Raw genomic sequence first — 15,436 nt, 5'->3', positions numbered from 1 at the left:
AACGCGGATCCTCAATTGAGGATAATTCGCGGCGTCCAGCAAAAAGTCCAGTGGAGTTGCACACAAAACCAACCCGTCAATGCATGCAAAACGCAGGAGTTATGTGGTACAACGAGCCCAGAGGGAGGGGTAAGCCCACCCCTCCCGCTCGGAGGTCGTCAGGTTTTTAAGTTGTGACTAACACAGTGTTTCGGTATCCAACCACCCCTGCCCGCGGAGGTCGTGCAGTTTTTAAGTTGTTGATTGAAAAAGACTTACAAGATTTACCTCTCCCTCTGGGAGAGGTCGAGCCTAAGCGAGGGAGAGGGAAAACGGGCTGCGATTACAACATGAAATTCCAGCACTGTTTCTATACCGGCCCTCCCCCTCGCTGCGCTCGACCCCTCCCGCTGCGCGGGCAGGGGTGGATGGATACCTAAACACTTCAGCAGTCACAACTTAAAAACTGCACGACCTCGCGCAGCGAGGGGGGAGGGCCCAGAACGCGCTAGACTTTTCGATTCGTCAGGCAACCCGGAGGGAAAAAGGGTGAAGTCCGTAAACGCTTATGGTTTTCTTGACTGCGCGACATCTTTTTGGGGGGGACAGGCAAAAAAGAAGCCGGGCGTGCCTCAACTCGGTGCACGCCCGGCCTCAAAGTCAGCCATGACTCAATCATCTAGTGAAATCGTTCTTCCCGCTAGGCATCGACGCTTCCCTGCCTGACTCACCTTCCATCCTGGGAGGCGATTGTTGCGACGACAACTTCTGCTTCAAGAACCTGACATCTTGTCTCATCGATCGCGAATCCATCCGCGAAGCTTTGAAGTTTTCGAATTTGACGTCGTTTGGCAATCCAATGGGTTTCCGATTCTCCTATCTGACACATCCTTGTGTACGATCACTGAGCGAAGAACAGGTTCTTGGCTCGAACTCCATTGTGGGGAGGATCGATCTCGGATCCTCTAAGGCAGCCGGTCGCTTAGGCAACCAGTCGCAAGTCCTCTTGGTTCATTCGTTCGCGAACGCCATCGATGAATTCTTCGAAAATGCGAACGTCCAGCGCCGAGGCGGCGCCACATTCGGGATGGAATTGGGTTCCAAGTGCAAACCAATCCATCATTTCACTTTCAATGGCTTCGATCACCCCATCGGGGCATTTTGCTGTGACGCGGAATCCGGGGGCGACTTCGTCAATCGCCATGTGGTGTCGGCTGCTGACGCGGATTTCGCCGTCGCCATAGACGCGGCCGATCAGTGAATCGCCTTCGACGTTTAGCGTGTGTCGGTGATTCGGGTCTTGCGGGTCGTGGTGGGGGACCGCATTGGGGAGGTCTTCTTTGATGTGTAAGAACAAGTTCCCGCCTTGATGCACATTCAACAACTGCATGCCCGTACCAATTCCGAGCACCGGCATTCTCCGTTCGGCGATGTCCGCGACCAGCAGTCGGTCGCTTGTCTCGCGAACCGGATCGAGCGGACGTACCGAAGGGTGTAACATGAAACCATCATTCCGCGGATCCAAGTCCGCGCCGCCAATCATGATAAAGCCGTGGATCACCTCCAGAGCCTCATGAATCGACTCAGGGTCATCCATCGGGGGAAGTACAACAGGGATCCCTCCTGCTGCAATCACCGACTGAAAATAGCCAGCAGCGATGTAACTGTATGCGGGCATGTTACGAGCTGCAGCACGATAGTCAGCGTTTAAGCCGATCAATGGTTTACACGTCATCCGAAAGGTCCTCTTCGAAGTTCGCGAGTGAAAAGAAGCCCGATGCGAGAATCTGTTCGCGATTCGGGGCGGGGGGCATGCAATCGAAAGAGAAGAGAACAACGCTTCGTCCACGACTTGGTCGTTGCCGACGGCACCAAAGCCATCCGGCCTCTGCGTGCGAAGCGATTCGTGAGATTGTCAGTGAGCGCCATCTTGGCATTCAACCCATCTTGACGTTTTGACGAATGGTAAGCAGCGAACCCGCTGAATCAACTCGCCGTTGCATTGCCGCCCTTGGTGTCACACGATGTGTCACCGGCGATGGGTGGGAATTTAGAAGCGTTCAATCGTTCGTCAAACCTTTGTTGCTACGTAGTCAATAAAGGCCGCTGCTAGCACTACATGGAGTGATAGCAAGCCGATTTTTTGCTAGCAATCAGCGGGGATCGATTGGTTCTCAGTCTTTGCCTCAAGGGGTATAAATAATGCGAAGGTCAATGCAGGAAACAACTTAGGACTTGAGAATGAGATTCAATAACGTTTACTTAGAATCCATCGGTGCGGAAATTCCCGATGAAATTTGGACAAGCGAACATATTGAAGGGAGGTTGCGACCGCTTTACGAGCGTTTGAAGTTGCCCGAAGGCCGTTTAGCCTTAATGAGCGGCATCGAGCAGAGACGGGTTTGGTCAGCGGGGACGATGCCCAGCGGACCGAGCGTGCGAAGTGCAACGCGGGCGATTGAAGCGGCGGGAATCGATCGGAATCGAGTGGGTTGTTTGATTCACGCCAGTGTTTGTCGTGATTTTCTCGAGCCAGCCACGGCGTCTCGCGTGCATCATGAAGTCGGTTTGCCCCACCCTTGTTGGGTCTACGACGTCTCAAATGCCTGCCTCGGATTGATGAACGGGGCGGTCCAAATCGCGATGATGATCGAAATGGGAGCGATCGAGGCGGGAGTGGTCGTCGGGACGGAGAACAGCCGACCGCTGCTCGAACAAACGATCCAACAGCTGAATACCGACATGTCGTTGACGCGGCAATCGGTCAAGCCTGCCTTCGCTTCCTTGACGATCGGCTCGGGGAGTTGCGCGTGGTTGCTGGTTCACCGAAAGCTATCTCGGATGGGGACGCCGCTCGACACGGCGATTGCCGAGTCGCGAACCGAGTTCAACGACTTGTGCCGGAGCGATCAAGATACCGCAGGATCAGCAATGCATCCTTTAATGGATACCGATTCCGAGCGTTTGATGGCGGAAGGAATTGCAACCGGTGCGAGTGCGTTTGAACGGTTGCTGGGTGAGAGTGGTTGGAGCCGTGAGCAGATCGACCGCAGCGTTTGTCATCAAGTGGGATCGCGTCATCGGGTCGCGATGCTTGACGCGATGGGATTGCCGGTGGACCGCGATTCGGCGACGTTTCCAAAACTCGGAAACACCGGATCGGTCGCTTTACCGTTGACACTTGCTGCTGCCGCTCAGCGGGGCGAATTGTCGGCGGGGCAACGCGTCGCGATGCTGGGGATTGGATCAGGGATCAACAGTGTCATGCTGTCGGCCGAGTGGGGGCAGACGCCGGTCAGCGGAAACATCGGTGAGATTAGCGAATGATCGCTTTGCCACCACCTTTGAGTGGACCCTCGTTGAGGGGTGGATTTGACGCTTGCACATGCTTGACGAACGCAATCGCATTGGCCAGTCGAAACGAGGAGCGGCTGGTTCCACCGTCATCGATCCCAATGCCTTCGTCTCGCAGGAACTGCTCCAGTGTCGCCGATACGGGGTGCGAGCCGATCTGAATCGATTTGAGTAACAAAAGGTTTGGACATGCCGCTCCGGCGTTGCGAAGCAGGTTGGCGGTTCGTTGGTGATACACCACGACCGTATCCGACGGGCGCAAGAACGCTTTCCACTGGTTGCGGAATTCGGAAAGCGAGATCGCTTGATCGATCTGACGGTCGGTCAGCCGGAGACGCTCCGCAAATTTCGCGTCCTGCAGCGATTTCGACTCGATCGCGCAGGCGAACGTTTCATCGCTCTGCAAACGCTCGGCGATCCAATAGACCGGCCGCGGCTTGATTCCATCATCGACCTCGCCCTTTCGGGGGCCCCGTTCTTGTTCGCCGTAGGCAACGACGACATTGCCCAAATTGCTGCATAGCGATCGTGGCACATTGGTCGATCCTCGCCGACGTCGTCGATTCTGGCGCCAATTCGCAGGGGCATGAACGATTTGCTGATCGATCATTTGCTCGAAGACGTTTAGCAACCGATCGAAGCCGAGGGTGTCGGGTTCGATTTCTCGCAGTGCTGCCACGGTCGCTTCCAAAGTCGACAGCGCTTGATCGTTCGGTTCGCGGCGAATGCGATACCGGCCGGGAGAAGCAGGCGTGATTTGGTAGCGGGGCAATCGCTGCAAACGTGGCACGTCACGCATCAGCGTCTTGGCGTGATGCCACGTACCGTCGACAACCACCAACTGATTCGGCAAGTCACGAGCATCCGGACCGCTTAACGGCATGGATCCCTCACCCGGGTACAACAGCCCCACATTGGCCGACAACTCCATGGTTTCCAGCCGTTTGGCTAGCTCGTCGTTGTGTTCGCAGAGGACGCTGCAACGCTGCAACGCCGTGTTGACGATGCGAGCCGTATTGAACGGGTGCGAACGTTCGCGGCGATGTTGAAGAATCAACACCTCCGTGCGATTCGTAATCGCTGGAATCTGGTCACAGAAGCACTGTTGGATCGGCCGAAAGCATTGAAAGCAGCGTGATGGCATGGTCGTGACGTTGGTGTCTTCGTCTTAGCCTCGATGATGGACGCATCCCGTTTGCGTTCAGGCTTTGAATCAAAGCGACTAAACTAAGGCAAACACCGCGGCAGAAGTAGGGTGGGCATAGCCGTCACACGGCCGCGAAAACTTGTGGCGGTTCCCCGTCGACCCTGTTCGCGACCATGTCGTTACTAAGCCGTTCTTTATCGAGGAGTTGCAGTACCGTTACCTCTCGTTTGGGAGAGGTCGGCGTTTCAACGCCGGGAGTGGGAAAACGGGCTGCGATGACGGCATGAAACTCCAACACCGTTTCGATACCGGCCCTCCCCCTCGCTGCGTTCGACCCCTCCCGCTGCGCGGGCAGGGGTGGTTGGATACCGAAACACTGCAGTCGTTACAGCTTAAAACTGCATGACCTCTGAACGGTCGCTCGCTGTTTGCCGCTTTGCCGCCCGGGGATCTGCTAACCTAACACTCTCCACGACTGGCTTCTCCAATCACTTCCAAGGTCTCGATCCCCATGTCTCGCTCCCCTCTCCTTTCACGCGGTTGCTTTCCGCTGATCGTCCTTGTCGGTCTGACGGCAGGTTGCTTGTCGAAATTGAAGGATCCTGGTGAAGGTCGCGGCGACGAGCAAAGTGTTCCGCCTCAATACAACGTGATCCAAACGTGGCCGATCGCCGACCTGGTTGAGTCCGCCGGGCTCCCCGATGGCATGTTTGTTCAATTCGATTCGGTATTTTGGGAACCGGATGATACGATTTCACTGCGAAAGAAAATTGGCAAGGAATCGCTGGTGGTCGATCGCGATGTCTTGGAGATCGGGACGGGAACGGGGTTGCTGTCGATTTGCTGTTTGCAAAACGGCGCCCGCAGCGTGGTCGCGACCGACATCAACCCGATCGCCGTCGCAAACGCTCGTTACAACGCGGCGATGCTTGTGCCCGACCGTGCCGAGGATTTCGACGTGCGCGCGGTTGATCCTCAACATCCGGGCGCTTTCTCAGCACTCGATCCCGAGGAACGATTCGATCTGATCCTTTCGAACCCACCTTGGGAGGACGGTACGGTCGAGAAACCGGCGGACTATGCCTTCTATGATCCTGCGTTTGAATTGCAGGAATCGATTCTCGACCAGTTGAAGGGACGTCTCAAACCGGGCGGTCGATGCTTATTGGCCTACGGTAACAAAACCGCAATCCGGCGACTGATCGATGGCTGCGAGGATCGCAATATGATTTGCACTCCACTGGATTCGCGAAATTTTGATATTTTGTCAGAAAATTTTCTGCCAGGTATGTTGCTGGAAATCCAGTGGAATCCGGCCCCATCCCACCAACCGTTGGCGGAGTAAAATGGTGAAAAGACCGTCTTTTTGTCGCTTTTCTTGAGGATCCTATCGAGATCGCGGTCTGATTGAGCCATAACGTCAGCGTGGTTTTCGGGACTATTGAGACGAAAAGTGGACAAAAAGCACCTCTTTAAAATTTGACTCTATAGACCCGGCCGGATACATTCGCAAATTGAGTGTTTAAAATTCGCGTTATCTTTAAAAATGCGGTCATTTCAACTTTCCGGTTCGGAGACAATTTCAATGCGTCAATTCGTTTGTGTGGTTTTATTCGCCTCGGCTACTGTTCTTGGCATTGCGGGCTGTGGTCCTGATAACTCGACAACGGTTTCCCCAGTCGATGACAGCGTTGTTCAGACGCCTGAGGAGATGGCAGCAATGGAAGCCGAATACGCTTCACAGCAAGGCAGTCGCTAACGGTTCCTTCCTGCTGAATTGTTTGCGGGTCGCCCAGGGGCAACCTTGGGCTTTGGTTTGAACGGGACGAAGCACTCGTCATGTCGCATGTCGCTTCGTTTGTCGCTCAGCTTGTAACGCGACCGCGGATAGCACACTCCGCCGGTATGGTCGGTCGATCACGCGTGAACTTCAATATTGGTTACTTCCTTTTCGTTTCTATGCGAGGAAATTCGTTATGGTTCGTTGTTTTTCTAACGACCGCGTGAGCTCACGGTCGACCGAACGTCGATTCGGTTTTACGCTTGTCGAACTGTTGGTGGTCATCGCCATCATCGGTGTTTTGGTTGGATTGCTTTTGCCAGCGGTTCAAGCTGCTCGTGAAGCGGCACGTCGAATGAGTTGCAGCAATAACTTCAAGCAAATTGGGTTGGGTCTGCATAACTATCATTCTGCGTTTGGTCAGAATGTGGTCCAAAGTGGTGGTAGCTACGGTGCAGGCGCTTATGTTGACGGCAACCGACACATGCTTTGTTACTTGGTTGGGTTGACCCCCTTTATTGAGCAACAAGCTTTGTGGGAGCAAATCGCCAACCCACGCGCGGTGAACCACAATGGCACGGCAAAGACTCCTCCTTTCCCACCGATGGGGCCTGTGCCTTGGGCTCGCGCTTACACACCTTGGCTCACCCAAGTCGGCACCTACCGGTGTCCGAGTGATCCGAACGACTCGCCAGGCAACTTCGAAGCGTTCATGAACTACGCTGCATGCATTGGTGATGGCATTTCGAGTAACAATCACTCCTGCGTGGGCGAACAAGGACAAGAATTGGGTTGGTGTACGGCACGACGTGGATCGTTCGACCGTGGTTTCTTCACCACCCGTGTGACGACACGCTTCCGTGATGTGCTCGATGGTCTAAGCAACACGATCGCTTGCGCCGAGTTTGTAACCGACAATAACACGTTGGAAGCGAAAGCGACCGTCGTGAACAACGGCAACAATGCAGACTTTTTCATTACCCCGAGTATTTGCCAAGAAAAGTACATGGACCCCAATCGTCCGCAGTACTTGTTGCCGGGAACCAATGCAAACAACTGGAATTCATCGCAGCGAAAAGGGATGCGATGGTCCGATGGTCGTCCCTGCATGTCGAGTGTAACAACGATCAATCCGCCGAATGGTTTCAGTTGCGCATGGTCGGGCGACGGTTCGGACGTGATGAACAGCGCGGGCAGTCGCCATCCAGGTGGTTGTCATGTGTTGATGGGTGATGGTGCTATCAAGTTCATTACCGATTCGATTGAAACCGGTAATCTGTCGCAGAATTCTCCGAACTGGCCTGTCGGTAACCTGACAACTCCATCGGGTGCCCAGAGCCCCTATGGGTTGTGGGGCGCCTTGGGGACCAAGGCGATGAAAGAAACCAAGATGCTTGAATAGAATCCTGGAAAGCGGGATCGCCCGTTTCAAATGATTCGAACTCGAACTTGCGGCGTCCCTTTTGGGGACGCCGTTTTTTTTGGCGTTGTTGGGCGCGGCGATCGCTAACGACTCGAACTCCTCAATCGTACCGGAGTGCCCGGATGGAGTTCATCACTTGGGTAGATCACGACTTTGTCGCCTGCTTTCAATCCCTCCGTGATTTGCGTGGAGTCTTCGTTTTGCATCCCGACCGATACGGGCTGAAGCTCGGCTTTGCCGTTGACAATGGCTAACACATGCCATTGGCGTTGGTACCGAAACAAGGCACTGTTGGGGATTTGCAGAACTTTGTCACGTTCGTTGACGGTAATTCGAGCTTCGACGCGATAACCGTCGCCGAGTGAGGTAATTCGTTCGGGTGGCTCGTTAAAATCGGCGATGATGTTGACGCGTTGTTCCTCGACGCCCAGCGAAGAGACTTTCGTGAATGCACCCGGTTCAATTACACGCACGTAGCCTTGAAGTGGTGATTGGCCACCCCAATGTTCGATAGTCAAATCTGCGCCGGGTTTGATGCGGACCGCATCGGTCGACAGGACATCGATCTCGATTTCCAAGTTGCGAGGGTCCCCCAATTCAATCAGCGGCGTTCCCATTGGGACGACCGTTGAGCTTTCCTCGAAGACTCGGAGGACGCGGCCTGAGATCGGCGAGAAGATCTCGAAGGGTTCGACGGAGTCGGAGTGTTGCGGGTCAGAAAACTGACTTACCGCCGCTCGTGCCATTTCCAGTTCAAAGCTAGCGATTTCGATGTCAAAATGAGCGGTCTTGATTGCTTGAGCGGAGGCCAACGCTTCCGCTTTGACCACGTCGTGCTCGCTCTCTGAAATCGCACCCGTCGGCACCAGTCCTTCGGCTCGCTGCTTTCTGGTCAGGTTAAATTCATGGTTGATCTTCGCTTGTTGTGCACTTGATTTGGCACGTTCGAGCGCAGCTTCGGCGGCTTGCACTTGGGCATCTGCTGCGGCTTTCGCCCGCGCGTCCAAGATCGCGGGATCGCTTGGCAGGATCACCGCCAACAAAGTCTCCTCGCTACACAAGTCACCAGGGTCGAGTTCAATACGAGACAGTCGCCCAGCGACCGGGGCCGAAACGGTGTACTTTTCACGAACGCGTGTTTTCCCATCCTCCTGGACCGATACTCGCAGTGGTCCAATCGTCGCCGTCGCCGATTCCACCTCGACCGGTTTGGGAACCATCGCCAGTGCAACGAACATCACCAATGCGGTCAACAGCACGCCCCAGAGCATCGTTCTGAGTGAAAACTTCATTTTCAATCGCATACCTATTCTCTTGTTTTGAGTACACCGACTAAATCGAGTCGGTGAATTCGTCGCTGAACCACCAAGCAAGACAAAGCGGTCGCGAGGATGACGACAAAGGCGGCCAAGGCAAAGGTGTTACGGCTGACAACCAGTGGAATACGATAGTTGTCCGTATCGAGTCCCGCCACCATCACACCTGCTAACGCATAGCCGATGACAGCCCCGAGCGGGATTGCAGCCAGTGTGAGCAGTGCGATTTCGCCTAGTAGGACCATCGAGACTTCACGTCGAGTGTATCCGACGACCCGCATGGTCGCCAAATCGCGACTCCGTTCGGAAAGCGAGATTCTGGAACTGTTGTAAACCACACCGATGGCAATCACGGATGCAAAGAAGACAAAGAACGATCGCATCACCAAGATGTTTTCGGCCACCGTTTTTTCGAAGCTGTGGAGCACTGCATCCTTGATTGTCACGCCAGCGACTCCCGGCCGCATTTCCAATTCGCGAAAGACCTGATCGATTTGGTTTTCGTCGACTTTCAAGAAGGCGCCCGAAGCAACGCTGGACTCTTTTAACAATCGGTGAAGTTGGTCCTTGTTCATGTAGGCATTCAGTCCGGCGTATTCCTCGACCAATGCCGTGACTTCGACGGTGACCGTGGGCCGCTTGTCCTCAAGGACTTCGACGAGGACACGGTCGCCAAGTCGGACGCCCAGCAGTCGGGCGAGCTTGGTGTTGAGCATGATTCCAAACTCGGGAACTGCGACGGAGTGTTCGTTCTTGTCCAGCAACCGATAGAGTTGTGGATCACGCTGGAGCCCCATGATGGCCAAACGCCGCGAACGATTCTGGAAGTGAATACGCGTGGCGACCGTGCGCAGGGTCTCGCTATCGAGCACCCCATCGAGTTCGCTCATTTCATACATGACCGACGCCGTGGCAGGTTCAACAAACGTGACCATCAAGTCTTGCCGCTGCGCAAGACGGAATTGAAAGGTCATCATGTAGTCCATCGCATCGAGCGAGAAGTTACCTAGAATCATGACCGCGACCGCCATCGAAATTCCCAGCATCGAAAAGCCAGCCTTGAAGGGTTTGCGAGCCACGTTGCGTATCACCATCCGCATTTCCGGCGGCATCAGATGACGGGGAACGAGTCGCTCAAGGAGTGTGGGCTTGAAGCTGGGGGGCGGTTCGGGACGCATCGCTTCGGCAGGTGGTAGACGGATGGCGTGGTGAACCGACACCCATGTTCCCAGCACCGCGGTGACCGTGGTCAGCAAGAAGGCCAGCAGAATTGCGGGCACATCAAATTGAAACTCCAGCATCGGGAACTTATAGAACTCGGCGTACATCTTCGTCATCCCTGATGCCATCCAAAAGCCGAACAGCGTGCCCAGAATCGTTCCGCTCAGCGAAATCACCAAGACAAGGTTGAGATAATGGAAGCCGACCTCGCGATGGGTGTAGCCAAACGCTTTGAGTGCCGCAATTTGTTCTCGCTGCTGGCTGATGATTCGCGAAATAACGATGTTCAACAGGAATGCGGCAACCGACAAGAAGATCGTCGGTGCCATGACGGCCATACCCCTCAACTGTGTCAATTCGTCGGACAAGTACTGGTGTGAAATCTGTTGATCGCGACCATACGCACCGACGCTGCCGTAGGGTCGAAGCAAACGGTCGAGTTGTGAGATGACTTCGTCTTCGTTGCTGCTATACGCCAATTTGAGTGAGACACTGTTGAACGCGCCCGTCATGTCGAAGGCCGCTTCCAAGTCACGTTGGCTGATCCATAGAATCCCGAACCGCTTGTTGTCGGGCATGATGCTGCCCGGTTGCACCTGGATGACATATTCGGGTGACAACGCGATGCCAACAATCGTGAGCGTTTGCGATTTACCGTTGAGGATCGCTTTGACGTGATCGCCTGCGACAAAACCATGGGCTTCGGCAAAGACTTCTGAGACCACCACCTCGCCAGTCCGCTCGGGTTCCAGCATTCGCCCCCGCGAAATGTATACTTTGTTCAGCCGACAATCTCCCGTTTCGGGAACCGAAATCAGTCTTGCGGAGGCCGGTTCGCTCATCTCAGGAACATCGAGCAACACGTCGTAGACCAAACGCGTTTCCACCGCAGAGACCCCGGAGATTTCCTTCATGCGCGGGATCAACGCATCGGGCGTTCGTCCAGTTTCTGAGAAAACATCCGCAAACCGAAACTCTCCATAAAAATAATCCTTGCTCCATTGCAGCGACGCGTAGGCGCACATCGACATCACGAACGTCCCCACGCCGGCTGCGATGACCATCACGATTGCTGTTGCTTGACCTTTCAGTGTGATCAGGTCGCGAAACAGTTTTTGGTCAAGTTTACGCATTTTGGTGGGCCGGCGTTAGGATCGAAGGGAAAGCGGCACGATCCTCACCACTGCAACTCATTGGCGTTGCGTTTGACTTGATTCCTTTCGACCCGCGCGATTTGGCCATCAGACAGCGAAATTACGCGATCGGCCATTTGCGAGATTGCAGCATTGTGCGTGATCACCGCGGTGGTGGTTCCGAGTTCTCGATTGATCCGTGCGATCGCTTCAAGAACGACGATCCCGGTGTGGACATCGAGTGCGCCGGTCGGTTCATCACAGAGCAAGACTTTGGGTTGTTTTGCGATCGCCCGTGCGATGGCGACGCGTTGTTGTTCCCCACCGGACAATTGGGCGGGAAAGTGATTGGCTCGTTCGTCCATCTGAACCAAATGCAGCGCATCGAGGGCAGGCATTGGATTGTCTGCAATCTCGGTGATCAGCTCGACATTTTCGCGAGCCGTCAAACTGGGAATGAGGTTGTAAAACTGAAAAACAAAGCCAACATGCTTGCGGCGATAGAGTGTCAGCTCGGACTCATCGCTGGCGGTCAACTCATCGTCGAGGTAGTAAACGGTTCCAGACGTCGGAATATCCAATCCGCCGAGAATGTTCAACAACGTCGACTTGCCGCTGCCGGAAGCACCGAGCAGAACCACAAATTCATGTTCACAAAGCTCAAACGTCACCCCTCGCAGTGCGTGGACCTGGACCTCGCCCATTTGATAGACCTTCGTCACATCAATCGTGCGAAAAACAGTGTTCGCAGCGGCAAGTGGACCAGCACTCATGGGAGATTTCTTGTGGATGGACCTCGAACACGTTTCCTTCGGTAGCGTCCCGTCTCTAGTTTGACGGGCAATCGCTATCCGTTCAACCGTCTACTGCGTAGGAAAGGGAAGCCGGGTCACACTCCACTCTTGCCAATTCCAAACACCTCAAAACCGATCTCGGTCAATCGTTTGCGATCGACCACGTTGCGTCCATCGAACACAAACGCCGGAGCTTTCATTGTGCCGTAGATTTTCTTGTAATCCAACGTTTTGAACTCGTCCCATTCGGTCAAAACGGCGATCGCATGCGCGTCTTTCGCTGCTTCGTAGCCGTCGCCAACAATCGTTACGTTCTTTTCGACGAGGGAACGATCTAAGTCGCTAATCTCACCCGCAAGATTGCTCATCGATGCGATCAAGTCGGCGCGGATCTTGGCTTCGGGAACTTGGGGGTCATAAATCGCCAAACGCGCTCGTTCTCTCAGTAGGTCACGGCAAACATAAATCGCTGCGCTTTCACGCGTGTCGTTTGTATCCTTCTTGAAGGCGAATCCCCAGACCGCGATCTTCTTGTCACTGACGGTGCTAAACATGGTCCGGCAAATGCCTTCCGCAAAGCGGCGTTTTTGGTAGTCGTTCATGATCACGACTTGTTCCCAATAGGCCGCGACTTCACGGAGACCAAAGTGTTCGCACAGATAGACAAGGTTCAAGATGTCTTTTTGGAAGCAACTGCCACCGAAACCGACCGATGCTTTCAGGAACTTGGGGCCGATCCTGGAGTCCATTCCGATGGCGCGCGCGACCTCATCCACATCGGCTTCGGTCGCTTCGCACAAAGCCGAAATCGCGTTGATGCTCGAGACGCGTTGTGCTAAGAATGCGTTGGCCGTCAACTTGGAAAGCTCGCTGCTCCACAAATTGGTGGTCAGAATTTGCTCGCGAGGAACCCATCGGGCGTAGACGTTGACCAAGGCTTCGATCGCTTCGGTCGATTCGCCTCCGATCAAGACTCGATCGGGGTCCAGCAAGTCATCGATGGCAGTCCCTTCGGCGAGGAATTCGGGATTGCTGAGTACATCGAAGGTGGCTCCGCTGGCGCCGGCCCCAAGAATTCGCTTGATCGCTTCCGCGGTACGGACTGGCAGCGTCGATTTTTCAACGACAATCTTGTGGCCCTCGGCCACCTCGGCAATGCGACGGGCGCATTTCTCGACGAATTCCAAGTTTGCCGCTCGGCCCGCGCCCACGCCGAAGGTCTTCGTCGGTGTGTTGACCGCCATGAAAATAATGTCCGCTTCGGTGATGGCGGCATCGACGTCGGTCGAAAATTTTAGGTTGCGCCCGCGCGCCTCACGAACGACTTCATCAAGTCCCGGTTCGTAGATCGGAAGCGAATCGGAATTCCAAGCGTCGATTCGTTCTTGGTTTAGATCAACAACATGTACCGGAATATCGGGGCATTGCTTTGCAATCATCGCCATCGTGGGTCCACCAACGTAGCCAGCACCAATGCAGCAAATCTTCATAGATCGTTCGACCGTTTCAAAAAGGATGACAGAGTGGGAGAGTCAAGACAGAGCCCAAAGTCATTGACGTTAGTCCACGATTTGTCGATGTAAAGTGTTCCGCTAGAGGGGCCTGGCCAGTTCAAGATTTTCCGTTTGATTTTGCCGTTGATGCGACCTGTTCGGGTTGCGAACGCAGTACCTTCAAGTCGTGCTCTACCATTCTGGCCGCTAATTCAGGGAGGGTTGTTTGTGCCGACCATCCCAACACTCGCTTGGCTTTTGATGGGTCGCCGACCAAACGCTGTACCTCCGAGGGACGCATGAATGCTTGGTCTTGTCGCACGTAATCACGCCAATCCAAATGGACGGCATCGAACGCGGCCGCGAGAAAATCCTCCACGCGGTTGACCGTTCCGGTTGCCAAGATGAAGTCATCCGCTTCAGATTCTTGCAACATCAGCCACATGGCTTTGACGTAGTCGGGAGCGAAGCCCCAGTCACGCTGGGCATCGATCGACCCCAACGTGACATGATCCTCTTGCCCCAAGGAGATTGCCGCAGCGGCTCGAGTGATCTTGCGAGTCACAAACGATTCACCTCGGCGTGGTGATTCATGGTTGTAGCAAATCGCGTTGCAAGCAAACAAACCGAACGACTCGCGGTAGAGCGAAACCATTTGCGTCGCAAAGGCCTTGGCAATTCCGTAAGGTGTGACCGGTCGCATCGGAGTCGCTTCGGTTTGCGGTGCCTTATCCGGTCGCCCGAACACCTCGCTGCTGCTGATGTGCAGCAAACGCGGACGTTTGTTTAGGTCACGTAGGATCTCCAGCAACTTCAGCGTTCCCATGGCGGTAAACTGACAGGTCGTCTCGGGAATCTCGAAACTGGCTCCGACGTGACTTTGGCCCGCCAAGTGATAGACCTCATCGGGTTCGGTTCGGACAAACACGCGGCGAATGGTGGTTGTGTCATCAAGGTCGGCGTAGTGCAGGAACAACCGCTTGTTGTAGATCTCGTGGTTGTGAAACAGATGATCCAACCGCGTACGCTGAGTCGTGCTGCTGCGGCGAACCAGTCCGTGGACGGTGTAGCCTTTTTCAAGCAGCAGTTCGGTTAAGTAGGAACCATCTTGGCCGGTGATGCCGGTAATGACGGCCGAGGGTGCAGAGGTCATTGGCCGATCAATTCAAGTTGGCAATCTTCTAGTTTCACGCTAACACCTTGTTCCATAAAGCGAACGGCGACAAGCAGTCGCGTTTCTCCTTCGCGTCGCAAGACCGTTCCTTCGTATCCCGCAAACGACCCGCTTCGGATGCGGACCATTTGGCCCGGCTGAAGCCGACTTTCCAAAGTCAGGGGGACGCCCATATCAATCAGATCGCGGATCTGTTTCATGTCCGCGATAAAATCATCAACCTCGGTGATCTCGGCCGCTTTGATGATGCAGCCGGTGCAGATCGATTTGTAGCGGGCCTCGTCCGTTTGCCCCGTGACAAAGACATAATTGCTGAACAGCGGTACGAAGGATGTTCGAATGCGCCCCGCGGGGGATCGTTTTCGCTGAGGGATCTGAGGCCCGTAATGCCAAACCCCCTCTTCGCGAAGCTGCCGCATCAATAGCTTTTCCTGACGCGACTTGGTGTACATTAACCACCATGTCTGCGTTAGCACCTGCTCAAGGTCCAGCAGATTTTCAGGCAGCCCATCGGGTTCTTGAGGCAGGATTGGCATCACGTAGGCTCGAAAGAGAAGGAGGTTTCAATGTCTTAGGTCGGATCAATCCTACAATTGACGACGGTAAAATCATAAAACCTCTT

At 54.6% G+C, this 15,436-nt stretch carries 12 protein-coding genes; 4 read left to right on the top strand and 8 right to left on the bottom strand.

Annotation, left to right across the window (positions count from 1 at the left end; genetic code table 11):
- Positions 1-961 precede the first annotated feature (961 nt).
- Positions 962-1,714: a gamma-glutamyl-gamma-aminobutyrate hydrolase family protein gene (locus tag Poly41_RS15230; protein WP_146527329.1), complete on the bottom strand. Its 753-nt coding sequence runs from the start codon at positions 1,712-1,714 to the stop codon at positions 962-964.
- 506 nt (positions 1,715-2,220) lie between these two features.
- Between Poly41_RS15230 and Poly41_RS15225 the strand changes: the two genes are divergently transcribed.
- Entirely contained in the window at positions 2,221-3,306 is a 1,086-nt protein-coding gene (locus Poly41_RS15225; RefSeq protein WP_197231361.1) for a 3-oxoacyl-ACP synthase III, read from the top strand.
- Here the strand turns inward: Poly41_RS15225 and Poly41_RS15220 are convergent.
- On the bottom strand, positions 3,296-4,477 hold the full coding sequence (locus Poly41_RS15220) for a tRNA-uridine aminocarboxypropyltransferase (RefSeq protein WP_146527325.1): 1,182 nt from the start codon (positions 4,475-4,477) through the stop codon (positions 3,296-3,298). The genes Poly41_RS15225 and Poly41_RS15220 overlap by 11 nt on opposite strands.
- 514 nt (positions 4,478-4,991) lie before the next feature.
- Between Poly41_RS15220 and Poly41_RS15215 the strand changes: the two genes are divergently transcribed.
- The 3 genes from Poly41_RS15215 to Poly41_RS15210 all read left to right on the top strand — a co-directional run bounded on the left by Poly41_RS15215 (position 4,992) and on the right by Poly41_RS15210 (position 7,662).
- On the top strand, positions 4,992-5,825 hold the full coding sequence (locus Poly41_RS15215; protein WP_146527323.1) for a 50S ribosomal protein L11 methyltransferase: 834 nt from the start codon (positions 4,992-4,994) through the stop codon (positions 5,823-5,825).
- A gap of 240 nt (positions 5,826-6,065) precedes the next feature.
- On the top strand, positions 6,066-6,239 hold the full coding sequence (locus tag Poly41_RS34125; RefSeq protein WP_197231360.1) for a hypothetical protein: 174 nt from the start codon (positions 6,066-6,068) through the stop codon (positions 6,237-6,239).
- Between the two features lie 217 nt (positions 6,240-6,456).
- The gene (locus tag Poly41_RS15210; RefSeq protein WP_146527321.1) at positions 6,457-7,662 is read left to right on the top strand and encodes a DUF1559 domain-containing protein; all 1,206 of its coding nucleotides are present in this window, start codon (positions 6,457-6,459) and stop codon (positions 7,660-7,662) included.
- Between the two features lie 104 nt (positions 7,663-7,766).
- On the opposite strand, the gene Poly41_RS15205 is transcribed toward Poly41_RS15210, so the two are convergent.
- From Poly41_RS15205 to nusG, 6 genes are all read right to left on the bottom strand, one after another.
- Positions 7,767-8,987, bottom strand: coding sequence for an efflux RND transporter periplasmic adaptor subunit (locus tag Poly41_RS15205; RefSeq protein ID WP_231615677.1), 1,221 nt, complete (start codon positions 8,985-8,987; stop codon positions 7,767-7,769).
- 2 nt (positions 8,988-8,989) lie between these two features.
- Positions 8,990-11,353 carry an ABC transporter permease gene (locus tag Poly41_RS15200; protein ID WP_146527319.1) on the bottom strand — a complete coding sequence of 788 codons (2,364 nt, stop codon included), beginning with the start codon at positions 11,351-11,353 and terminating at the stop codon, positions 8,990-8,992.
- 44 nt (positions 11,354-11,397) lie between these two features.
- A complete protein-coding gene (locus Poly41_RS15195; RefSeq protein ID WP_146527317.1) occupies positions 11,398-12,126 on the bottom strand; it encodes an ABC transporter ATP-binding protein in 729 nt (242 codons plus the stop codon).
- A gap of 116 nt (positions 12,127-12,242) precedes the next feature.
- Positions 12,243-13,637: a UDP-glucose 6-dehydrogenase gene (locus tag Poly41_RS15190; protein ID WP_146527315.1), complete on the bottom strand. Its 1,395-nt coding sequence runs from the start codon at positions 13,635-13,637 to the stop codon at positions 12,243-12,245.
- A 121-nt stretch (positions 13,638-13,758) separates the two neighbouring features.
- Positions 13,759-14,793 (bottom strand): GDP-mannose 4,6-dehydratase, encoded by a 1,035-nt coding sequence (locus Poly41_RS15185; protein WP_146527313.1) that lies wholly within the window; start codon positions 14,791-14,793, stop codon positions 13,759-13,761.
- Positions 14,790-15,350 carry a transcription termination/antitermination protein NusG gene (nusG, locus tag Poly41_RS15180; protein ID WP_146527311.1) on the bottom strand — a complete coding sequence of 187 codons (561 nt, stop codon included), beginning with the start codon at positions 15,348-15,350 and terminating at the stop codon, positions 14,790-14,792. Before nusG ends, Poly41_RS15185 begins: the two co-directional genes overlap by 4 nt.
- Between the last annotated feature and the right edge of the window lie 86 nt (positions 15,351-15,436).

This window comes from Novipirellula artificiosorum, assembly GCF_007860135.1.
In the GTDB taxonomy this organism is placed as follows: domain Bacteria; phylum Planctomycetota; class Planctomycetia; order Pirellulales; family Pirellulaceae; genus Novipirellula_A; species Novipirellula_A artificiosorum.
Note: the sequence above shows the minus strand (reverse complement) of the source record. Positions and strands in the feature narration are given on the sequence as shown.